Annotated in this window: 18 protein-coding genes; 13 read left to right on the top strand and 5 right to left on the bottom strand. The window is 71.9% G+C overall.

Translation table 11 applies throughout. From position 1 onward, the window contains the following. Positions 1 to 93 precede the first annotated feature (93 nt). A complete protein-coding gene (locus ACGFIS_RS30280) occupies positions 94 to 288 on the top strand; it encodes a hypothetical protein (RefSeq protein WP_392906099.1) in 195 nt (64 codons plus the stop codon). A 48-nt stretch (positions 289 to 336) separates the two neighbouring features. Here the strand turns inward: ACGFIS_RS30280 and ACGFIS_RS30275 are convergent, their stop codons facing one another. Both ACGFIS_RS30275 and ACGFIS_RS30270 read right to left on the bottom strand, forming a co-directional pair. After that, entirely contained in the window at positions 337 to 909 is a 573-nt protein-coding gene (locus ACGFIS_RS30275; RefSeq protein ID WP_392973338.1) for a hypothetical protein, read from the bottom strand. Positions 910 to 1,021: 112 nt separating this feature from the next. Further along, positions 1,022 to 2,743 (bottom strand): GAF domain-containing protein, encoded by a 1,722-nt coding sequence (locus ACGFIS_RS30270; RefSeq protein ID WP_392906102.1) that lies wholly within the window; start codon positions 2,741 to 2,743, stop codon positions 1,022 to 1,024. A 139-nt stretch (positions 2,744 to 2,882) separates the two neighbouring features. Here ACGFIS_RS30270 and ACGFIS_RS30265 point away from each other — a divergent pair, with 139 nt between their 5' ends. The 12 genes from ACGFIS_RS30265 (at position 2,883) to ACGFIS_RS30210 (ending at position 16,752) form a co-directional block, all read left to right on the top strand. Continuing rightward, entirely contained in the window at positions 2,883 to 3,566 is a 684-nt protein-coding gene (locus tag ACGFIS_RS30265) for a response regulator (protein WP_392906104.1), read from the top strand. A gap of 70 nt (positions 3,567 to 3,636) precedes the next feature. Continuing rightward, positions 3,637 to 4,101 carry a pyridoxamine 5'-phosphate oxidase family protein gene (locus tag ACGFIS_RS30260; RefSeq protein WP_392906105.1) on the top strand — a complete coding sequence of 155 codons (465 nt, stop codon included), beginning with the start codon at positions 3,637 to 3,639 and terminating at the stop codon, positions 4,099 to 4,101. A gap of 37 nt (positions 4,102 to 4,138) precedes the next feature. After that, positions 4,139 to 4,969, top strand: coding sequence for a DUF6544 family protein (locus ACGFIS_RS30255; protein WP_392906106.1), 831 nt, complete (start codon positions 4,139 to 4,141; stop codon positions 4,967 to 4,969). 29 nt (positions 4,970 to 4,998) lie between these two features. Further along, a complete protein-coding gene (locus ACGFIS_RS30250; protein WP_392906107.1) occupies positions 4,999 to 6,492 on the top strand; it encodes an AAA family ATPase in 1,494 nt (497 codons plus the stop codon). Between the two features lie 36 nt (positions 6,493 to 6,528). Continuing rightward, positions 6,529 to 7,761 (top strand): acetyl-CoA hydrolase/transferase family protein, encoded by a 1,233-nt coding sequence (locus tag ACGFIS_RS30245; RefSeq protein WP_392906108.1) that lies wholly within the window; start codon positions 6,529 to 6,531, stop codon positions 7,759 to 7,761. A gap of 113 nt (positions 7,762 to 7,874) precedes the next feature. Continuing rightward, complete coding sequence (locus tag ACGFIS_RS30240; protein ID WP_392973336.1) at positions 7,875 to 8,873, top strand: Acg family FMN-binding oxidoreductase; 999 nt, start codon at positions 7,875 to 7,877, stop codon at positions 8,871 to 8,873. After that, complete coding sequence (locus tag ACGFIS_RS30235) at positions 8,866 to 10,281, top strand: nitronate monooxygenase (protein WP_392906112.1); 1,416 nt, start codon at positions 8,866 to 8,868, stop codon at positions 10,279 to 10,281. The genes ACGFIS_RS30240 and ACGFIS_RS30235 overlap by 8 nt, the downstream gene beginning before the upstream one ends. Beyond that, on the top strand, positions 10,278 to 11,450 hold the full coding sequence (locus ACGFIS_RS30230; RefSeq protein ID WP_392973334.1) for a TIGR04053 family radical SAM/SPASM domain-containing protein: 1,173 nt from the start codon (positions 10,278 to 10,280) through the stop codon (positions 11,448 to 11,450). The genes ACGFIS_RS30235 and ACGFIS_RS30230 overlap by 4 nt, the downstream gene beginning before the upstream one ends. A 310-nt stretch (positions 11,451 to 11,760) precedes the next feature. Then, on the top strand, positions 11,761 to 12,837 hold the full coding sequence (chvE, locus tag ACGFIS_RS30225; protein WP_392906510.1) for a multiple monosaccharide ABC transporter substrate-binding protein: 1,077 nt from the start codon (positions 11,761 to 11,763) through the stop codon (positions 12,835 to 12,837). Positions 12,838 to 12,900: 63 nt separating this feature from the next. Further along, the gene (gene mmsA, locus ACGFIS_RS30220; protein WP_392906116.1) at positions 12,901 to 14,439 is read left to right on the top strand and encodes a multiple monosaccharide ABC transporter ATP-binding protein; all 1,539 of its coding nucleotides are present in this window, start codon (positions 12,901 to 12,903) and stop codon (positions 14,437 to 14,439) included. Continuing rightward, positions 14,436 to 15,677, top strand: coding sequence for a multiple monosaccharide ABC transporter permease (gene mmsB, locus ACGFIS_RS30215; RefSeq protein ID WP_392906118.1), 1,242 nt, complete (start codon positions 14,436 to 14,438; stop codon positions 15,675 to 15,677). The genes mmsA and mmsB overlap by 4 nt, the downstream gene beginning before the upstream one ends. Before the next feature lie 58 nt (positions 15,678 to 15,735). After that, positions 15,736 to 16,752, top strand: a complete 1,017-nt coding sequence (locus ACGFIS_RS30210; RefSeq protein WP_392906120.1) for a LacI family DNA-binding transcriptional regulator — start codon at positions 15,736 to 15,738, stop codon at positions 16,750 to 16,752. Between the two features lie 62 nt (positions 16,753 to 16,814). Here ACGFIS_RS30210 and araB read toward each other — a convergent pair whose 3' ends face one another. The 3 genes from araB to ACGFIS_RS30195 are packed head-to-tail and all read right to left on the bottom strand — an operon-like array spanning position 16,815 to position 20,642. Further along, positions 16,815 to 18,443 carry a ribulokinase gene (araB, locus tag ACGFIS_RS30205; RefSeq protein ID WP_392906122.1) on the bottom strand — a complete coding sequence of 543 codons (1,629 nt, stop codon included), beginning with the start codon at positions 18,441 to 18,443 and terminating at the stop codon, positions 16,815 to 16,817. A 28-nt stretch (positions 18,444 to 18,471) separates the two neighbouring features. Continuing rightward, entirely contained in the window at positions 18,472 to 19,968 is a 1,497-nt protein-coding gene (gene araA, locus ACGFIS_RS30200; RefSeq protein WP_392973332.1) for an L-arabinose isomerase, read from the bottom strand. Continuing rightward, entirely contained in the window at positions 19,965 to 20,642 is a 678-nt protein-coding gene (locus tag ACGFIS_RS30195) for an L-ribulose-5-phosphate 4-epimerase (RefSeq protein WP_392906125.1), read from the bottom strand. The genes araA and ACGFIS_RS30195 overlap by 4 nt, the downstream gene beginning before the upstream one ends. Positions 20,643 to 20,658 lie beyond the last annotated feature (16 nt).

The following is a 20,658-nucleotide window of genomic DNA, read 5'->3' as shown; positions in this document are numbered from 1 at the left end:
CGGCGGCACCGGTGGCCGTTAGAGCGGGGCGTCGCCGGGTAGCAGCGCGATGTCGGCATAGCCGGTGATCCGCCGGGACCATGGGGGGCAGAGATGACCACGCCTGAAGAGAACGCGCCGAAAACAGAGGACACGGACCAGGTCGTGATGAAGCCGGGTGGTGACCGGGGTCGCGACCCCGAGCAGGAACCCAGGCCGCGGCCTGACGATCGCACGGAGCTCGGCGCCGAACTCGAAGAGAAGCTGTCGGAGAAGGGGCTCTCCCGCGACGACTTCTCGGAGTCTTGAACACGATCAAGGGGCGCCCGGCGGGGGGCGCCCCTTGGGTCGGTGCGGTTACTTGACGAAGGGGAACCGCTTGACCAGGCGGGTCTCGCCCCACCAGCGGCCCAGGCCCAGGGTGTCACCGGCGCTGACCAGGGCCAGCCCGACGATGACGATCGCGTAGATCAGGTGGTCGTCCATGAACGGGTTGTTCGCCGGGGGCAGGACCGCCGTCCACATCATCACCAGCAGCGCCGTGCCGGCCACCGCGGCCAGCCGCATCCCGATGCCCAGGATGAGGGCGGCGCCGATGCCGGCCAGGCCCAGCATGAACAGCCAGTCCGCCCACACCGCCCCCGCGATGTCGTTGTAGAACCCCGCGAACGGGCCCTCAGGGCTGTTGGCCAGGAACCCCTCGGTGGGGCTGCCGCCGTCGACCCACGCCTTGGCGGCGGGGGTCTCGTGGCCCAGACCGAACATCTTGTCCAGGAACGCCCACGCGAACACCCAGCCCAGCGCCAGCCGCGCAGCCGCCCACACATACCGCGCCGCAGGCGACTCGGTCAGCGGCCCGGTGGCCATCACCCGCACCAGCGTCCGGTGCCCCTGGTGGTTCGTGTGCACCTTGTGCTCGGAGACTGCCATCGCCGTCTCACCTTCCATCACATCGCCGTTTCGCTTCACCTATGACTCAACCGCGGGCGGCGGGCGGGCCGTAGGTACGTTCGGCGCATGATCGGCGGGACGAAGGTCCCCTCTATGCGGGCTTCAGGGGGACGCGCCAGACGAGGACGGTGCCGCCGCCGGGACGGTCCCGGGTGGTGCAGTCGCCGCCCAGTCCCCCGGCGCGGTCGGACATGTTGCGCAGGCCACTGCGGCGGCCGCCCTGGGGGATGCCGACGCCGTCGTCCTCGACGCGGAGGGTCAGGTCCTCGTCGCCGACGTCGATCACCACCATGGTCTCGGTGGCGCGGGCGTGCCGGGCCACGTTCGAGAGGGCCTCCCGGACGACGGCCAGAAGATGGTCGCCGGTCTCGTCGTCGACGGCGGTGTCCAGGAGGCCGTCCAGCCGGACCGAGGGCGCGAAGCCGAGCTGTTCGGCGGCCGCGTCGACCAGGGCGTGGACGCGGCTGCGCAGCGACTCCTCGTCGGCGGGGGTCTGCAGCGCGAAGATGGACGAGCGGATCTGCCGGATCGTGTCGTCCAGGTCGTCCACCGCCCGCTGGACCCGGACGGCCACCTCCCGCTTCTGTGTGATCTTGCCCACGGCCATCAGCGTCATCGCGGTGGCGAAGAGCCGCTGGATGACGGTGTCGTGCAGGTCCTTGGCGATCCGGTCGCGGTCCTCCAGCAGTGCGAGCCGCTCGGTGTCGCGGCGCCGGTCGCCCAGTTCCAGCGCCACCGCCGCCTGCCCCGCGAACGTCTCCAGCAGCCGCTGGGTGCCCTCGGTGAACACCGCGCCGCCCGGCGGGTTGATCACCGAGATCACGCCGCGCGCGGAGGCCCCGAGGCCGAGCGGGACCGCCACCACCGGGCCGGCCGCCGGTTCGCCGTCCGGGGCGTCGTCCTCGCGGGCGGCCTCGGCGCCGGCCAGCCGCAGCGCCGCGCCCTCGGCGAACACCCTCCCGATGACCGAATGATCACGGGGGATGTGCAGCCCCTGGAGCCGGTCGGCGCCGTCGCCGTCCGCGGCCTCGAACACGAAGCCCTGCCCGTCCTCGTCGGCCAGCGCCACGGTGCCGAGCGCGGCGCCGGCGATCTGCCGGGCCCGCTCGGCGACCAGCGCGGTCACCTGATGCGTGCCGACGCCGGACAGGAGCGCGGTCGAGATCTCCGCCGACGCCTCCAGCCACCGCTCCCGCCGCCGGGTCTCCTCGTACAGCCGGGCGTTCTCGATCGCGACGCCCGCCGCGGTGGCCAGCGCGGTCACCACGATCTGGTCCTCCTCCTCGAACTCGCCGCCGCCGGCCTTCTCGGTGAGGTACAGGTTCCCGAACACCTCGTCCCGCACCCGGATCGGGACTCCCAGGAACGTCCGCATCGGCGGGTGGCCGGGCGGGAACCCGTAGGACTCGGCGTGCTCGCTCAGGTCCGGGAGCCGCAGCGGGCGCGGGTCCTTGATCAGCAGCCCGAGGATGCCGTGGCCGTGCGGCCACGGGCCGATCTCGGTGATCTCCTCGTCGCCGACGCCGGTGGTGACGAACCGGACCAGCCGCTCGCCGTCGTCGCCGATCACCCCGAGGGCGCCGTAGCGGGCGTCGACCAGGGTCGTGGCGGCCTCGATGATCCGGTGCAGCACCGTCTCCAGCTCCAGGTCGCTGCCGATGGAGACCACCGCCTCCAGCAGCGCGTGCACCCGGTCGCGGGTGGCGCGGGCCGTCTCCAGCCGCGCCTGCAGTTCGGTCAGCAGATCGTCCAGCTGAAGCTGGGGCAGAATCAGCCTCGCCCGATCATCTTCGAAACGAGATTCGTCGGCCACACCGCCAGTATCCCCGCATCTGCCGGAGAGCGTCAGCCGGGACCTAGGTCCTTCCGGTCGCGGGACGTCCCGCTGCTGTGTCGCGGCACGCGCGGCGGGTACCGTCTGATCCGTCACCACCGAGCAGAGAGAAGAGCCGATGACTGACCCGGGGAACGCGGAGCCGATCAGGGTGTTCCTGGTGGACGACCACGAGGTCGTGCGCCGCGGGGTGGCGGCGCTGCTCTCGGCCGAGGACGACATCGAGATCGCCGGTGAGGCCGGCAACGCCTCCCAGGCCCTGGCCCGCATCCCCGCGTCCCGGCCGGACGTGGCCGTCCTCGACGTCCGGCTTCCGGACGGCGACGGCGTGAGCGTCTGCCGGGAACTGCGGTCACAGATGCCGGACCTGGCGTGCCTGATGCTCACCTCCTACGACGACGAGGACGCCCTCTTCGAGGCGGTGATGGCCGGGGCCGCCGGCTACGTCCTCAAGCAGATCCACGGATCGGACCTGGTCGGCGCCGTCCGTACCGTCGCCACCGGCCAGTCCCTGCTCGACCCCCGCTCGACCGCCCGCATGCTGCAGCGGCTGCGCGACCGGCAGGAGAAGAAGGACCCGCTGAAGGGCCTGACCGAGCAGGAACGCCACATCCTGGAGCTCATCGGCGAGGGCCTGACGAACCGGCAGATCGGCGAACGCCTGTTCCTCGCGGAGAAGACGGTCAAGAACTACATCTCCAACCTGTTCTCCAAGCTCGGAATGAGCCGCCGGACCCAGGCCGCCGCCCTCGCCGCCCAGCTCAAGGCGGATGCCGCGAAGTCCAAGGGCCTGCGGGACTGATGCCTTCCGAGGCCGTTCACGGGGACCTTCGTCCCTGACGGCCCGTCACCCGCCCCGGAAGCCTGGAGGCATGCACCTCGATCACAGCGGTCTGGAGATCCTCGACCGGGACGAATGCCTGGCCCTGCTCGCCCGCACGGCCGTCGGCCGGATCGTGTTCACGCATCAGGCGCTCCCCGCTGTCCAGCCGGTGAACTTCGCGTTCAACGGCACCGACATCGTGATCAGGACGTCCGGCGCCTCGCGGCTCGCGACCGCCGCCACCGGCACGATCGTCGCTTTCGAGGTCGACGAGTTCGACACCGGCGCCCGGACGGGCTGGTCCGTCGTCGCGATCGGCCCCGCCCGCCATGTCACCGCCCCGGACGAGCTGCGCGTCCTCGAACGCCTCCCGCTGGAGACCTGGGCCGCCGGCGAACGCGACCACTACATCTGCCTGCGTCCCGAGCTCATCACCGGCCGCCGGATCCCGGCCGCGGGACCTTCGTCCGCAGATCGAGGGCCAACGGCCCTCCTTGCGCGGGGCACCGGCTGATTCGCTGTCCTTGGTCACCTCGTCCAGGGAGATGCTGATGAGCACGCAGTTCGCGGAACGCCCCACCACGTCCGGCGAGGTCGCCGAGGCTCCCCGCAAACCCGTCCCGGTGCCGCGGCTGACGGCCGCCGCCCGGCGCGGCTGGCGCGATCTGGCGACGCCCTCGGAGCCGGGAAGGCCCTACGACCCCGACATGGTGCGGGACCTGCCCGCACCCGCCCGGCGCTGGCTGAACCACGCCATCCGGGCCGGGACACCGCTCCGCGGCGCGGCGCTGCTGGAGATGCGGGGACGGATCCGGCTCGGCGCCTGGTGGCCCTCGTTCCACGCCACGCAGATCCTCAGCCCGCCGTCCGGTTTCGTCTGGGCGGCGACCGCGCACGCCGCCGGCCTCACGGTCCGGGGGTACGACCGGTACAGCGGCGGGAAGGGCGAGATGCGGTGGCGGCTGATGGGCGCCGTCCCCGTCATGTCGGCCAAGGGACCCGACATCTCGCTCAGCGCGGCCGGGCGGCTGGCGAGCGAGTTCGTCTTCGTCCCGGCGGTGGCGCTTTCGCCGGCGGTCCGCTGGGAACCGGTCGACGACCAGCGCGCACGCGCCCACGTGGCCATCGCCGGACGGGACCACGCCGTCACGCTGACGGTGGCGCCGGACGGGGCGCTCAGGGTGGTCTCGCTCCCCCGCTGGGGCAGCCCCGGGAACGGCCCGTTCAGAGAGCACCCGTTCTCCGTCATCGTCGAAGAGGAGGCCGCCTTCGGCGGATACACCATCCCCTCCACAGTTAGCGCGGGCTGGTCCTGGGGAAGTGAGCGACAGCCGGCCGGTGAATTCATCCGGTTCACCCTGGACCGCGCCGACCATTTCTGAACGCGACCGAGACCCTGGAGGTCATACCGATGAACGCCGCCGTGAGCGAGACCCACATCGGCGTGGTCTTCTTCGTGGGCGACCGGGCCTACAAGCTCAAGAAACCGGTGGACGTGGGATTCCTCGACTTCAGCACGCGGGAGCTGCGCGAGAGGGCATGCCATGAGGAGGTCCGGCTCAACCGGCGTTTCGCGCCGGACGTCTACCTCGGTGTCTCCGACGTGCACGCGCCGGGCGGCGGCGAGGTCTGCGACCACCTGGTCGTGATGCGGCGGATGCCGGCGGACCGCCGCCTGTCCACCCTGGTGGAGGCCGGCGCGCCGGTCGAGGACGCGCTCCGCGACACCGCCCGCATCCTGGCGGCCTGGCACGCCGAGGCACCGCGCGGACCGCAGATCGCCGCCCAGGGCACCCGCGACGCCGTCCGGGGCCGCTGGAACGACAGCTTCGACCAGGTGCGCCCCTTCCACGACCGAGCCGTCGACGGCGCGGCGGCCACCGAGGTCGAGGAACTCACGACCGCCTTCCTCGCCGGCCGCGAGGCGCTGTTCGACGCGCGCATCGCCGACGGCCGGGTGGTCGACGGCCACGGCGACCTGCTGGCCGGCGACATCTTCTGCCTGGACGACGGGCCGCGCCTCCTCGACTGCCTGGAATTCGACCCGACGCTGCGCAGCCTGGACGGCCTCGACGACGCGTCGTTCCTCGCCATGGACCTCGAACGTCTCGGCGCACCCGGACTCGCCGAACGCTTCATCGACTCGTACGCGGGTTTCGCGGCCGACCCGGCGCCGCCCTCGCTGCGCCACCACTACGTCGCGTACCGGGCGTTCGTCCGCGCCAAGGTCGCGTGCCTGCGCTACGGCCAGGGCGTCCCGGAGGCCGCCGACGAGGCGCACGCCTACACCGACGTCGCACTGCGTCATCTGCGCGCGGGGAAGGTCGATCTGATCCTGGTGGGCGGGCTCCCCGGCACGGGCAAGACGTCCCTCGCCGGCGCGCTGGCCGACCGGCTCGGCTGCTCACTGCTCAGTACCGACCGCGTCCGCAAGGAACTCGCCGGCCTCCCGCCCGAGGACTCCGCCGCCGCCGCTTACGGCACCGGGATCTACACCCCGGAGTGGAGCAGGCGCACCTACCGCGAGCTGGCCGGACGCGCGGCGAGCCTGCTCCGGCTCGGTGAGACCGTCATCCTGGACGCGTCCTGGTCCGCGAAGGAGGAACGGGATCTGATCGCCGCCGTGGCCGAACGCGAGCATGCGCATCTGATGTCCCTCCGCTGCGAGGCCCCCGAATCCGTCGCCACCGAACGCATGCGGGTCCGCGCCCGCTCGCGGGGCATCTCCGACGCCGACGCCGGCATCGCCGCGGCCATGCGGGCGGACGCGGCCCCGTGGCCCGAGTCGGTCGCGGTCGACACCGGCGGAACGGTGGAGAACGCCGTCGGACAGGCCCTCGCCGCCGTCCGGCCGGCGGGCGCCGAACACCTCTGGCACCGCCGCCCGCTCCTGTCCCCCGGCTGACTTGCGGTGCAACGCCGATGACTGGAGGATTCACCGATGCGGGTGATCTCGGAGACGCACCTCGGCGCCGTCCTGTCCGGTCTGCCGGGCCGGCCGCGGGTGGTGGCCGGCGGCAACTTCGCCACGCCGGGGCGTGCGCTGGCCGTCCTGGACGAGGCGCTCGCGGAGTACCGGCTGTTCATGCTGAACGCCCAGGGCGAGCTGCCCGACCGCGACGGGGTGGAACTGGAGACCCCGTTCGTCGGCGCCGGGATGCGCGGCCGGGACGGCCTGCGGTACTACCCCTCGCGGCTGTCGCTGGTGCCCAACCTGCTCAAGGAGCTGCTGCCGCCGGACGTGGTGGTGATGCAGACGTCCATGCCCGCGGGCGGGACGGTCTCGCTCGGCATCGAGGTGAACATCCTGCCCGCCGCGATCGAGGCCGTCCGGGAACGCGGCGGCCTGGTGATCGCCCAGCTGAACCCGCGGATGCCCTACACCTACGGCGACTCCGTCCTGGCCCTGGAGGACGTCGACTACGCCATCGAGACGGACGAGCCGCTCGCCACACCCGTACCGCGGCCCCCCGGTGACGTCGCGCGGGAGATCGGGCAGCGGGTCGCGCGGCTCGTCCCCGAGGCGGCGACGCTGCAGCTCGGCATCGGCGGCATACCCGACGCGGTGCTGGCCTCGCTGCTGGACCGCCGGGGCCTCGGGGTGTGGTCGGAGATGTTCAGCGACGGCGTCCTGGCCCTGGAGAAGGCCGGCGCGCTCGACACCGCCACGCCCATCACCTCCTCGTTCGCCTTCGGCAGCCGCGAACTGTACGACTGGGCCGACCGCAACGAACGCGTCCGGATGCTGCGCACCGAGAAGACCAACGACCCCGGCCTGATCGCCCGCAGGCCACGCCTGGTCTCCGTGAACTCCGCCCTCCAGGTCGATCTGTACGCCCAGGCCAACGCCAGCCGCGTGCGCGGGGTCATCTACTCCGGGTTCGGCGGCCAGACCGACTTCGTCGTCGGCGCCCTGCACTCCCCCGGCGGACGCGCCGTCATCGCGCTGCCGTCCTGGCATCCCCGCGCGGACGTCTCCACCGTCATACCGTGCCTGGCCGGTCCGGTCACCTCGTTCCAGCACAGCTACATCGTCAGCGAACAGGGCACCGCCGCCGTCTGGGGCCGCGACGCCGCGTCCCAGGCCCAGCAGATCGTGGACGAGGTCGCCCACCCCTCCGTACGCGACGAACTGCGCGAAGAAGGCCGCAGGCTCGGTTTCCCGCTGCGCTGATCCGGCCCGTTCGCACGCCTTTGGTCCCCTCCTTGAGGGACCTTCGTCCCTGTGGCGGCGCACCGGCGACCGGGGAGCCTGTCGTTACAGCGTCTGCACGTGGGAGGAACGCCATGCCCCACCCGTTCGCCACACACGTCGGGGTCCGGCGCCTGGTGTCCGCGGCCATCGCGGCACCGTCGGTGCACAACACCCAGCCCTGGCGGTTCCGGCTCGTCGACACGGCGGTGCTGGAACTGCACGCCGACCCGGACCGAAGGCTGGACGTCATCGACCCGCGTGGCCGGGCCCTGTTCATCAGCTGCGGTGCGGCGCTGCTCAACCTGCGGCTGGCGATCCGTATGACCGGCCACAAGCCCCACGTCCAACCCATCCCGGACGCCGTGGACAGCCCCACGCTGCTGGCGTCCGTCCAGGCCATGGACGCGCCCATGCCCACGATCGGCCAGTCCGAGCTGTACGCGACGATCCCGCACCGGCGCACCAACCGGAGCCCGTTCAGCAAACGCCTGGTCCCGCGGCTGGTCCGCGAGGAGCTGATGGCCGCCGCGCGGGCCGAGGGGGTTGCCCTGAGCCTGCCGGGGCCGCAGGCCACGGCGTATCTGCTCAGCCTCGTCGCGGCGGCGGACGGGAAACTGGCCGCCGACGCCGGCTACCTCGCCGAACTGGCCCGCTGGACACCGGACCGCACCCGCGGCGACGGCGTCCCCTGGTACGCGTACGGGCCGCGGCCGAGCGGGCGCGGCGTCCCGCTGCGGGACTTCGGCCTCGCCGGGCCGGGGTCCGGGCGGCCGGTCGACGACTTCGCCGCCCGCCCCCAGCTCGGCGTCCTGCTCACCAAGGGCGACGGCCCCGCGGACTGGCTGCGGGCCGGGCAGGGCCTGCAGCGGGTGCTGCTGACCGCCACGCGGCACGGGGTGGCGACCTCGATGCTGTGCCAGCCCCTCGACATGCTGGCCGCGGACCGGTCGGACCCGGCCGCCGAACGGCCGCCCGGCCACATCCAGGCGATCATCCGGTTCGGGTACGGGCCACCGGTTCCCGGCACGCCACGCCGGCCGTTCCCCGAGGTGCTGACCCGGTCGGCGACGGCGCGGAGCCGGCATGCCTGAGCCCCGCATCATCCAGGGCGGCATGGGCGCGGGAGTGTCGGGATGGCGGCTGGCGCGCGCCGTGGCCGCGACCGGGCAGCTCGGCGTGGTCTCCGGGGTGGCGCTGGACGCGCTGCTGGCGCGCGGGCTCCAGGCCGGGGACCCGGGAGGCGACCTGCGCCGCGCGCTCGGCCACTTCCCCGTCCCGGAGGTGGCCGAGCGGATCCTGCGGCGCTACTTCGTCCCCGGCGGGATCGAGCCCGGCCGCCCCTTCCGCCCGGTGCCGAGGCTCGGGCTGCGGCCGAACAGGAGCCGGGACGAGCTGATCGCCGCCGGCAACTTCGCCGAGGTGTGGCTCGCCAGGCAGGGGCACGACGGCCAGGTCGGGATCAACTACCTGGAGAAGATCCAGATCGCGACCCCGCCCGCCGTCTTCGGCGCGATGCTGGCCGGGGTCGACTACGTCCTGATGGGGGCCGGCATCCCGAGCGAGATCCCCGTGCTGATGGACGCGCTGGCCGCCCTGCATCCCGCGCATCTGACGGTGACGGTCGCCGGCGCGGACACCGGCCGCACCATCGAGTTCGACCCGGTGTCACTGGCCGGGCCGGGGACGCCGATGGCGCGCCCGTGCCGGCCGCGCCTGCTGGCCATCGTCTCCTCGTCCGTCCTGGCCATGTACCTGAACCGGTCGCCGGTCACGCGGCCGGACGGGTTCGTCGTGGAGACGCCGGTCGCGGGCGGGCACAGCGCGCCGCCCCGCGGGCGGATGCGCCTCGACGACGACGGCGAGCCCGTCTACGGCCCGCGCGACCACGTCGACCTGGCCAAGGTGGCCGCGCTCGGGCTGCCGTTCTGGGTGGCCGGCGGCTACGCCAGGCCCGGCGCACTGGCCGGGGCCCGCGCCCTGGGCGCCACCGGGATCCAGGCCGGCAGCATCTTCGCGCTGTGCCGGGAGTCCGGCCTGGAGCCCGGGCTGCGGCGGCGGCTCGTCCGGCAGGCGATGGACGGCGACCTGCGGGTGCGCAACGACCCGCGGGCCTCACCGGCCGGGTTCCCGTTCAAGGTCGCGCCGCTGCCGGAGACCCTCTCCGACGACGACGTCTACGAGAAGCGGCCCAGGCTGTGCGACCTGGGCTACCTGCGGACGCCCTACCTCAAGGCGAACGGAGCGGTCGGCTACCGCTGCGCCGCCGAGCCCGTCGACGACTACGTCCGCAAGGGAGGGGCCGCCGAGGACACCGACGGCCGCCGCTGCCTGTGCAACGCGCTCGTCACCAACGTCGGGCTCGGCCAGCACCGGGCGGACGGCTACGTCGAGCCGCCCCTGCTGACCCTCGGCCAGGACCTCGGGTTCCTGCCCGGCCTCCTCCACGCGGACGGGGAGTACTCCGCCGCCGACGCCGTCGACTACCTGATGAAGCCATGACACAGATCCGCGTTCCCCGCCATGACCCCGCCGACCGGCCGTTCATCGTGATCTGGGAGGCGACGCGGGCGTGCCCGCTGGCGTGCCGGCACTGCCGCGCCGAGGCCCTGCCCGACCGGAACCCGGAGGAACTCACCACCGCCGAGGCGTGCGACCTGATGGCGCAGGTCGCCGCGTTCGGGACGCCGCCGCCGCTGTTCGTCATCACCGGAGGCGACCCGTTCCAGCGGCCGGACCTGTTCGACCTGGTCCGGCACGGTACGCGGCTCGGCCTGCCGGTCTCGGTCTCCCCGTCGGGCACACCGACGCTGACCAGGGCGAACCTCGCCGGGCTGAGGGAGGCGGGCGCGCGGGCCATCTCCCTGAGCCTGGACGGTTCGTCCGCGCGGATCCACGACGACTTCCGCGCCACCCGGGGCGTGTACGGCTGGACGCTGGACGCCTGGCGCGCCGCCCATGACCTGGGGCTCAAGGTGCAGATCAACACGACCGTCTCCGGGCACAACCTGACCGATCTGGCGGAGGTCGTCCGGGTGGTCCACGCGATGAAGGCGCTGACCTGGAGCGCGTTCCTGCTCGTTCCGACCGGCCGGGGCCGGCTGCTTCCCGGGCTCGATCCGCACCAGGTCGAGGACGTGCTCAACTTCGTGTACGACGCCGGGGCGTTCGTCCCTGCCCGCACGACCGAGGCGCACCACTTCCGCCGCGTCGTCCTCCAGCGGGAGATCCTGCGGCGGCACGGGGACGACCATGTGGCCGTGCTGGGGCTGGGGCCGCTCTACCGGGAGCTGCGGGAGCGGCTGGCCGAACTGGACCTGCCGGTGCGGCGGGCCCGCCGTCCGCCCATGGACGTCGGCTCCGCGCGCGGGTTCGTGTTCGTGTCGCATCTGGGGGCCGTGCATCCCAGCGGGTTCCTGCCGGCCGCCGCGGGCGACGTCCGCCGGGAGAGGCTCACCGACGTGTACCGGACCTCTCCGCTGTTCGCCGGATTGCGCGATCCCGGCAACCTGACCGGAAGGTGCGGTGCCTGCGAGTTCAAGGCGGTCTGCGGCGGTTCGCGCTCGCGCGCCCTGGCCCTGTCGGGGGACCCGTACGCGGAGGAGCCGTGGTGCTCCTACCGGCCGGGGACGTTCCCCTACCAGGATGAGCTCGCCGCCGCCCTCCACTGACCCGGAATGTTTGCGTTAACCGACTGAACTGTTAACGATCTGCGGGACAGGTACGCGTTACAGCTGGTCAAAGCCGTACAGATCGAACGCTTGCGGGGCGGCGCTTCTCAGGTGTTGACGCACGTCGTGATAACGCTAACAATCGGGTGGCGAGTTGGGTCACGGTTGTGACGCGGCGCACACAGGCCTCTTGACATGGCAGTGTGACCGGTAACAGCCTGTCCTGCGACCACCGGCAGCCACCCCGAGGTGAGACGTGAAGCGTAGGAAGCTCGTCAGCCTGGCACTGGGCCTTGGGCTCACGCTCGGCATGACCGCATGCGGGTCGAGTGAGAAGACCATCGACAAGGAGAAGGCCGAGCAGACGTCGGCGAAGGGCGCCCTGGTCGGCGTCACGATGCCGACCCGCTCGTCCGAGCGCTGGATCCACGACGGCGACAATCTCAAGAAGCAGCTCGAGCAGCTCGGCTACAAGGTCGACCTGCAGTACGCCGAGAACGACATCCCCACCCAGGCCAACCAGATCGACAACCAGATCACCAAGGGCGCCCGGCTGCTGATCATCGCCTCGATCGACGGCACCGCGATAACGACGCAGCTGCAGAAGGCGGCCGACAACGACATCCCGGTCATCGCCTACGACCGGCTGATCCGCAACTCCCCGAACGTCGACTACTACGCCACCTTCGACAACTACAAGGTCGGCGTGCAGCAGGCGACGTCGCTGCTGGTCGGGCTCGGCCTGAAGAAGCCGGACGGGTCCGAGGGCACCGCGAAGGGGCCGTTCGACATCGAGCTGTTCGCCGGCTCGCCCGACGACAACAACGCCACGTTCTTCTACAACGGCGCGATGGACACCCTGAAGCCGTACATCGACAAGAAGACCCTCGTCGTCAAGAGCGGCCAGACGGACTTCAAGACCATCGCGACGCTGCGCTGGGACCCGGGACGCGCGCAGAAGCGCATGGAGGACCTCCTCACCCGCGAGTACGGCGGCGGAACGAAGATCCAGGGCGTCCTGTCCCCCTATGACGGCCTGTCGATCGGGATCCTGTCGGCGCTGAAGTCCAGCGGCTACGGGACCGAGGGGCAGCCGTACCCGATCGTGACCGGCCAGGACGCCGAGGTCGCCTCGGTCAAGTCGATCATCGCGGGCGAGCAGTACTCGACGATCTACAAGGACACGCGGCAGCTCGCCTCGGTCACGGTGAAGATGGCCGACGCCGTGCTGAAGGGCGGGAAGCCGGAGGTCAACAACACCAAGGACTACGACAACGGCGTGAAGGTCGTGCCGTCCTACCTGCTCAACCCGGTGATCGTGAACAAGGACAACTACAGGAAACAGCTCATCGACACCGGCTACTACACCGAGGACCAGCTGAAGTAACGCGCCGGGGGCAGGCGCCCGCGGGCCCGGAGCCCGCGGGCGCCGCCGACCCCGAGGAGGACCATGACCGACGCGATACTGCGGATGCGCGGCATCACCAAGACCTTCCCCGCGGTGAAGGCGCTGGAGGACGTCAACCTGGAGGTCCGCAGGGGCGAGATCCACGCGATCTGCGGCGAGAACGGGGCCGGCAAGTCGACGCTGATGAAGGTGCTGTCCGGCGTCCACCCGCACGGCGACTACAGCGGGGACATCGAGTTCGAGGGCGAGCCGTGCCGGTTCTCCGGCATCCGCGACAGCGAGCGGCGCGGCATCGTCATCATCCACCAGGAGCTGGCGCTCAGCCCCTACCTGTCGATCGCCGAGAACATCTACCTCGGCAACGAGCGCCGCGGGCGGTTCGGGCTCATCGACTGGAACCGGACGAACGCCGAGGCGGCGGAGCTGCTCGACCGGGTCGGGCTGCGGGAGAACCCGGTGACGCCGGCGATGGACCTCGGCGTCGGCAAGCAGCAGCTCGTCGAGATCGCGAAGGCGCTGTCGAAGCGGGTGCGGCTGCTGATCCTGGACGAGCCGACCGCCGCGCTGAACGACTCCGACTCCGAGCATCTGCTGGATCTGCTGCGCGGCCTGCGCGACGAGGGCATCACCTGCGTGATCATCTCGCACAAGCTGAACGAGATCCGCGCCATCGCCGACTCCACGACGATCCTGCGCGACGGCCGGACGATCGAGACGCTCGACATGCGCGGCGACGTGTCCGAGGACCGCATCATCTCCGGCATGGTCGGCCGCGACCTGGACCACCGCTTCCCCGACCGCGTCCCCGACATCGGCGGCGAGGTGCTGCGGATCGAGGACTGGACCGTCCACTCCCCCACCCAGCACGGCCGCGTCGTCGTGGACGGCGCCGGGCTGACGCTGCGCCGCGGCGAGATCGTCGGGCTCGCGGGCCTGATGGGCGCGGGCCGGACGGAGCTGGCGATGAGCGTGTTCGGCCGCAGCTACGGCATCGGGATCACCGGACGGGTCTACAAGAACGGCGAGGAGATCACGCTCCGGACGGTCACCGACGCGATCCGGCACGGGCTCGCCTACGCCACCGAGGACCGCAAGACCTACGGCCTCAACCTCATCGAGGACATCCGGCGCAACATCTCGGCGGCGGGTCTGCGCGGCCTCGCCAAGGCGGGCTGGGTGGACGACAACCGCGAGTACGAGGTCGCCGAGCGGTACCGCAAGGAGATGAACATCAAGGCGCCGAGCGTGCTGACCCCGGCGGGGCAGCTCAGCGGCGGCAACCAGCAGAAGGTCGTCCTGTCGAAGTGGATGTTCACCGACGCCGACGTCCTGATCCTGGACGAGCCGACCCGCGGCATCGACGTGGGCGCCAAGTACGAGATCTATTCGATCATCAACCGGATGGCCGACCAGGGCCGGGCGGTGCTGGTGATCTCGTCCGAGCTGCCGGAGCTGATCGGAATCTGCGACCGCGTCTACGCGATGGCCGAGGGCCGGATCACCGGTGAGGTGCGCCGCGCGGACGCGACGCCCGAGCGGCTGATGCAGTACATGACCCAGACCGAGGAGACCACAGCATGAGCAGCGTGGCGCCGGCCGACCAGGCCGTGACCCCGCCGCCCGCCGAGCGGCCGAAGGCGGGCCGGACCCTGCCCGTCAACCTCCGGCAGAGCGGTATCTACATCGCGTTCGGGCTGATCGTCGCGCTGTTCGCGGTGCTCACCGACGGACAGCTGCTGTCCCCGCAGAACATCTCCAACATCATCGTCCAGAACTCCTACATCCTGATCCTGTCCATCGGGATGATCCTGATCATCATCGGCGGGCACATCGACCTGTCGGTCGGCTCGGTGGTGGCGGTGACGGGCGCCATCGCGGCCGTGCTGATGGTCGAGCACAACGTGCCGTGGCCGGTGGCGGTCGTGCTGACGCTCCTGGCGGGCGCCGCGATCGGGGCGTGGCAGGGGTACTGGATCGCCTACTTCGGGATCCCGGCGTTCATCGTGACGCTCGCCGGGATGCTGGTGTTCCGCGCGCTGACCCTGACCGTCCTGGGCAACAAGGGCATCGGCCCGTTCCCGGACGAGGTGCGGACGATCGCCAACGGCTTCCTGTCCGGCTACCTCGGCAACATCGGGCTCGGCCCGCTCGGCGGCGCGGACCTGTTCACGCTGCTGATCGCGCTGGTGCTGGTCGCCGGGTACGTCGGGTTCGGCTGGCGGAACCGGCAGGGGCGCATCGGGTACGGGCAGAAGGTCGAGCCGTTCACCGTGTTCGTGATGAAGAACGCCCTCGCCGTCGTGGTCGTGATGTTCATGGCCGTGCAGCTGGCGCGGTTCAAGAACATGCCGTGGGTGCTCGTCCTGCTGGGCGTGCTCGTGCTCGGCTCCACGCTGGTGATGAACCGGGCCGTGTTCGGCCGGCACGTCTACGCGCTCGGCGGCAACCTCCTCGCGGCCCAGCTGTCGGGCATCAAGGTCAAGTCGGTGTCGTTCTGGCTGTTCGTCAACATGGGCGTGCTGTCGGCCATCGCCGGGATCGTGTTCGCCGGGCGGCTGAACCAGGCGGGCCCGACCGCCGGGAACATGTTCGAGCTGGACGCGATCGCGGCGGCGTTCATCGGCGGCGCGGCCGTGCAGGGCGGCGTCGGCAAGGTGATCGGCGCGATCACGGGCGGCCTGATCATGGGCGTGATCAACAACGGGATGTCGCTGCTCGGCGCGCCGAGCGAGCGGGTCATGCTGATCAAGGGCCTGGTGCTGCTGGCTGCGGTCGCGTTCGACATCTGGGCCAAGCGCCGCAGCGGGACGGCCCGCTGACCGGGCGGCCCCGGCGGAGGACGCCCCCGCGGGGCGACCCGATAGATTCGGGAGCGACATGACCGCCACGCCACCACCGGCCCGGCCCGGGCTCCGCGACGTCGCACGGATCGCCGGGGTGTCCCACCAGACCGTGTCCCGGGTGTTCAAGAACCATCCGATGGTCAGCCCGAAGACCCGGGACCGGGTGCTGGCCGCCGCGGCGCAGCTGGACTTCCGGCCGAACGCGGCGGCGCGGGCCCTGGCGACCGGGCGGTCCCGCACGCTCGGCGTCGTCAGCTTCGACACGGCGCTGTTCGGACCGGCGTCGATCATCGCGGCGATCGAGCGGAACGCCCGCGCCGCCGAGTTCTTCACCAGCGTCGCGAGCCTGGAGTCGCCGGGGCACGGCGCGGTCGCGGGGGCGGTGGACCGGTTCCGCGACCAGGGCGTGGACGGCATCATCATGATCCCCGGGCATGTCCCGCCGGACGAGGCCCTGCGGCACCTGCCGGACGATCTGCCGACCGTCCTGCTCGGGCCGGAGGCCACCGTCGCGACCGTGTCGGCCGACCACTACCTCGCGCCACGGGAGGCGGTCCGGTACCTGCTGGAGCTCGGGCACCGGACCGTCCACCACCTGCCGGGCCCGGCGAACTGGTGGGAGGCGAACGAGCGCACGAGAGGCTGGCGGGACGGGCTCGCGGAGGCGGGCGCGGACGTCCCCGGCTGCGCGCCCGGCGACTGGAGCGCCCGGTCCGGCTACGAGCGCGGCCGGCTCCTGGCCGCCGACCCCGGCGTCACGGCCGTGTTCGCGGCCAACGACCAGATCGCGCTCGGGCTGCTGTGGGCGATCCACGAGAGCGGCCGCCGGGTACCGGACGACGTCAGCGTCATCGGCTTCGACGACATCCCGGAGGCGGCGTTCCTCACCCCGCCGCTCACGACCGTCCGGCAGGACTTCACCGCCCTGGGCCGGCACTGCGTGGAGCTTCTGATCGGGCAGCTGACCGGGCCGGGCACGGCAGTGGACGCGCCGCCCCAGGTCCCGAGCCAGCTGATCATTCGCCGCAGCACCGCCCCCGCCGCCCGCTAGAACCACCTTCACCTGCGGCGTGGCGCCCTTGAGGTCCGCTCATGAGGGCGACATGCCGCAGGTCAACGGAGGGAGCGGAGGCGATGCATGATCTCGCCGTCTCCGAAGCGGTCGTGGAGCGTGCGGTAGATCTCGTAGAGGGAGTCGTAGGCGTCCGCGCGGGCCTTGTTCGGGGTGTAGGCGGACGGGACGCGTCGGCCCATCGCCGCGGCGGCGGACGTGATGTCGGGGTAGGCGCCGGCGGCGACGGCGGCGTGCACGGCGGAGCCCAGGGCCGGGCCCTGGGACGAGCCGATCAGCGACAGCGGGCGGCGCAGGACGTCGGCGTAGACCTGCATGAGGAAGCGGTTCTTCATCAGGCCGCCCGCGACGACGAACTCCTCGACGGGCACGCCGGACGCCTCGAACGTCTCCACGATCATGCGGGCGCCGAACGCGGTGGCCTCGATGAGGGCGCGGTAGACGTCCTCGGGCCGGGTGGCGAGCGTCTGGCCGACGACCATGCCGGACAGGTCGTGGTCGACGAGGACGGAGCGGTTGCCGTTGTGCCAGTCGAGCGCGACGAGGCCGTGCCGTCCGACCGGCTGCTCCTCGGCGAGGGCGGTCAGGTGCTCGTGCACGGTCAGCCCGGCGGCGGCCGCCGCCTGGTTGTAGTGGGCGGGAACGCAGTTGTCGACGAACCAGGCGAAGATGTCGCCGACGCCGGACTGGCCCGCCTCGTAGCCCCACAGGCCGGGGACGATGCCGTCCGCGACGACGCCGCACATGCCGGGGACCTCGGCGAGCAGGCCGGACGACATGACGTGGCAGGTCGACGTGCCCATGATCGCGACCATCTGGCCGGGGCGGACGGCGTCGGCCGCGGCGGCGGTGACGTGGGCGTCGACGTTGCCGACGGCGACCGCGATGCCTTCGGGGAGGCCCGTCCAGGCGGCGGCCCGCGCGGTCAGGGTTCCGGCGAGGCCGCCGAGGGGGGCCAGGTCGTGGCCGAGTTTGTCGGGGAAGTCCGCGAAATCCGGGTGGAGGGCGGCCAGGAACTCGCGGGACGGGTACCGGCCGTCCTGGTGGATGCCCTTGTAACCGGCCGTGCAGATGTTCCGCGATTCCTGGCCGGTCAGCTGCCAGACGATCCAGTCGGCCGCCTCGATCCAGCGTTCGGCCAGGCCGTAGAGCTCGGGGTCGTGCTCCAGCAGCTGCAGGGCCTTCGCGAACTCCCACTCGGAGGAGATCTTGCCGCCGTAGCGGCGCAGCCAGGGTTCGCCGCGCTCGGCGGCGAGGGCGTTGATCCGGTCGGCCTGCGGCTGCGCCGAGTGGTGTTTCCAGAGTTTCGGCCAGGCGTGCGGCCGTTCCGGGTGCAGGTCGGACAGGGGCGTCCCGGCGGCGGTCGCCGGCAGGACCGTGCAGGCGGTGAAGTCCGTGCCGATGCCGATGACCTGGGATGGCGACACGTCCGCGACGGCCAGCGCCTTCGGGACGGCGGACCGCAGCACGTCCAGCCAGTCCCGGGGCGCCTGCAGGGCCCAGTCGGGATCGAGGCCGCCGCCGTCCGGCAGGGCCTCGTCGATCACTCCGTGGTCGTACTCGTGCACGCCGTCGCCGACCTCGGCGCCGTCCCGGACGCGGACGAGCACCGCCCGGCCTGACAACGTGCCGAAGTCGACACCGACGACGTACCGCTCTTCCGCGCTCATGGGCTCCTCCTCGTCACGGACGTGATCCTTACAGGCCCCTGGCCAAGCGGTGGTACGCCTGGTTCCAGCGGATCTCCTTCGTGAACTGGCGCAGCGTGGTGCCGGCGTCGATGGTGAGCAGTTCCACCCCGGCCATCTCGGCGAGATCGTCCAGCTCGTCCGCGCCGAGCGCCGCCGACAGGACGGTGTGGTGCGGCGCCCCTGCGGTCAGCCAGGCCTCGGTGGACGTGCGCAGGTCCGGCAGCGGACGCCACACCGCGCGGGCGACCGGCAGCATCGGCAGCGGCTCCGGCGGCGCGACGACCTCGATCTCGTTGGCGACCAGGCGGAACCGGTCGCCCATGTCGGCGAGCCCGGCGACGACGGCCGGGCCCGGCTCGGCGTCGAAGACCAGCCGGACGGGGTCCTCGCGCCCGCCGATGCCCAGCGGATGGATCTCCAGCGAGGGGCGCCCGGCGGCGATGGACGGGCAGACCTCCAGCATGTGCGCGCCGAGGATCAGCTCGTTGCCGGGTTCGAGGTGGTAGGTGTAGTCCTCCATGAAGGACGTGCCTCCGGGCAGGCCGGCGGCCGCGGCCTTCAGCGTCCGCAGCAGCGTCGCGGTCTTCCAGTCGCCCTCGCCGCCGAAGCCGTAGCCGTCGGCCATGAGCCGCTGGACGGCGAGGCCGGGGAGCTGCCGGAGCCCCCCGAGGTCCTCGAAGTTCGTCGTGAACGCCTTGAAGCCGCCGTCGTCGAGGAACGCCCGCAGGCCGAGCTCGATCCGCGCGCCGTAGCGGAGGGAGTCGTGGCGTTCGCCGGCGGGACGCAGTTCCGGGACGATGTCGTAGAGGTCGTCGTACTCCTTGACGAGTTCGGTGACGTCGTCGTCCGGGACGGCGTCCACGACCTCGACCAGGTCGTTCACGCCGTAGGTGTTGACGGAGACGCCGAACCGCAGCTGGGCCTCGACCTTGTCGCCCTCGGTGACGGCGACGTCCCGCATGTTGTCGCCGAAGCGGGCCAGCTTCAGCCGCCGCAGCTCGTGCAGGCCCGCCGCCGCCCGCGCCCACCCGGAGACGCGGACCCCGACCGACGGGTCGGAGACGTGCCCGGCGACGGTCTTGCGGGCGACGCCGAGCCGCGACTGGACGTATCCGAACTCGCGGTCGCCGTGGGCCGCCTGGTTCAGGTTCATGAAGTCCATGTCGATCGAATGCCAGGGCAGCCCGACGTTCGCCTGAGTGTGCAGGTGCAGCAGCGGCTTGGTCAGCACGTCCAGCCCGGCGATCCACATCTTCGCCGGGGAGAAGGTGTGCATCCACGCGATCAGGCCGATGCAGGAGTCGTCGGCGCCGGCGTCCAGGCACGTCCGGCGGATGGCGTCCGCGCCGGTGAGGACGGGCAGCCACCTCACGGTGACCGGCAGCGCGTCCCCGAGCCGCGCGGCGATCGCCGCGGACTGCTCGGCGACCTGCCGGAGGGTGTCCTCGCCGTACAGGCCCTGGCTGCCGGTGAGGAACCAGATCTCGCGGTTCGGAAAGCTCATGGTCGGCCCCTCTGCCCGTAGACGTTCTGGTAGCGGTCGTACAGCCGGTCGATGTCGCCTGCGTCCATCGGGAGCGGTTCGCCGATCTGGCGCGCCAGGTGGACGGTCCGGGCGACGTCCTCGCACATCACGGCCGCCTTGACCGCGGCGCGGGCGTCGGCGCCGATCGTGAAGACGCCGTGGTTGCGCATCAGCACGGCGGGGCTGCGGTGGCCGGCGAGGGTCTCGACGATGCCGCGGCCGATGTCGTCGCCTCCGATGAGCGCGAACGGGCCGACGGGGATCTCGCCGCCGAACTCGTCGGCCATCGCGGTCAGCACGCACGGGATCGGCTCGTCCCGCGCCGCCCACGCGGTCGCGTAGGTCGAGTGGGTGTGCACAACGCCGCCGACGTCCGGGCGGTGCCGGTACACGTAGGCGTGGGCGAACACGTCGCTGGACGGCTTGAGCGCCGGCTCGCCGGCCGGCTTGCCCTCCAGGTCGCACAGCACCATCGCGTCGGGGGTGAGCCGCTCGTACGGCACGCCGCTCGGCTTGATCAGGAAGGTGTCGGCGTCGACGCGCGCCGACACGTTCCCGGCCGTCCACACGACCAGCCCGCCCTCGACGAGGAGCTGGTGCAGGACGGCCAGCTCCGTGCGGAGCGCGGCGGTCCCGCCGGCTGGCTCTGGCATCTCGGCTCCGTTCTGT

Origin of the sequence: Spirillospora sp. NPDC048824 (genome assembly GCF_043198455.1) — a bacterium.
Taxonomy (GTDB): Bacteria; Actinomycetota; Actinomycetes; order Streptosporangiales; family Streptosporangiaceae; genus Spirillospora.
Note: the sequence above shows the minus strand (reverse complement) of the source record. Positions and strands in the feature narration are given on the sequence as shown.

Excerpts from the sequence above, each read along its gene's own strand:
- araB (WP_392906122.1), bottom strand. The coding sequence starts at position 18,443 with ATGAGCGCGGAAGAGCGGTACGTCGTCGGTGTCGACTTCGGCACGTTG.
- ACGFIS_RS30240 (WP_392973336.1), top strand. The coding sequence starts at position 7,875 with ATGCCCCACCCGTTCGCCACACACGTCGGGGTCCGGCGCCTGGTGTCC.
- mmsA (WP_392906116.1), top strand. The coding sequence starts at position 12,901 with ATGACCGACGCGATACTGCGGATGCGCGGCATCACCAAGACCTTCCCC.
- ACGFIS_RS30195 (WP_392906125.1), bottom strand. The coding sequence starts at position 20,642 with ATGCCAGAGCCAGCCGGCGGGACCGCCGCGCTCCGCACGGAGCTGGCC.
- ACGFIS_RS30245 (WP_392906108.1), top strand. The coding sequence starts at position 6,529 with ATGCGGGTGATCTCGGAGACGCACCTCGGCGCCGTCCTGTCCGGTCTG.
- ACGFIS_RS30265 (WP_392906104.1), top strand. The coding sequence starts at position 2,883 with ATGACTGACCCGGGGAACGCGGAGCCGATCAGGGTGTTCCTGGTGGAC.
- mmsB (WP_392906118.1), top strand. The coding sequence starts at position 14,436 with ATGAGCAGCGTGGCGCCGGCCGACCAGGCCGTGACCCCGCCGCCCGCC.
- ACGFIS_RS30260 (WP_392906105.1), top strand. The coding sequence starts at position 3,637 with ATGCACCTCGATCACAGCGGTCTGGAGATCCTCGACCGGGACGAATGC.
- ACGFIS_RS30230 (WP_392973334.1), top strand. The coding sequence starts at position 10,278 with ATGACACAGATCCGCGTTCCCCGCCATGACCCCGCCGACCGGCCGTTC.
- ACGFIS_RS30210 (WP_392906120.1), top strand. The coding sequence starts at position 15,736 with ATGACCGCCACGCCACCACCGGCCCGGCCCGGGCTCCGCGACGTCGCA.
- chvE (WP_392906510.1), top strand. The coding sequence starts at position 11,761 with ATGACCGCATGCGGGTCGAGTGAGAAGACCATCGACAAGGAGAAGGCC.
- araA (WP_392973332.1), bottom strand. The coding sequence starts at position 19,968 with ATGAGCTTTCCGAACCGCGAGATCTGGTTCCTCACCGGCAGCCAGGGC.
- ACGFIS_RS30255 (WP_392906106.1), top strand. The coding sequence starts at position 4,139 with ATGAGCACGCAGTTCGCGGAACGCCCCACCACGTCCGGCGAGGTCGCC.
- ACGFIS_RS30235 (WP_392906112.1), top strand. The coding sequence starts at position 8,866 with ATGCCTGAGCCCCGCATCATCCAGGGCGGCATGGGCGCGGGAGTGTCG.
- ACGFIS_RS30250 (WP_392906107.1), top strand. The coding sequence starts at position 4,999 with ATGAACGCCGCCGTGAGCGAGACCCACATCGGCGTGGTCTTCTTCGTG.
- ACGFIS_RS30280 (WP_392906099.1), top strand. The coding sequence starts at position 94 with ATGACCACGCCTGAAGAGAACGCGCCGAAAACAGAGGACACGGACCAG.
- ACGFIS_RS30275 (WP_392973338.1), bottom strand. The coding sequence starts at position 909 with ATGGCAGTCTCCGAGCACAAGGTGCACACGAACCACCAGGGGCACCGG.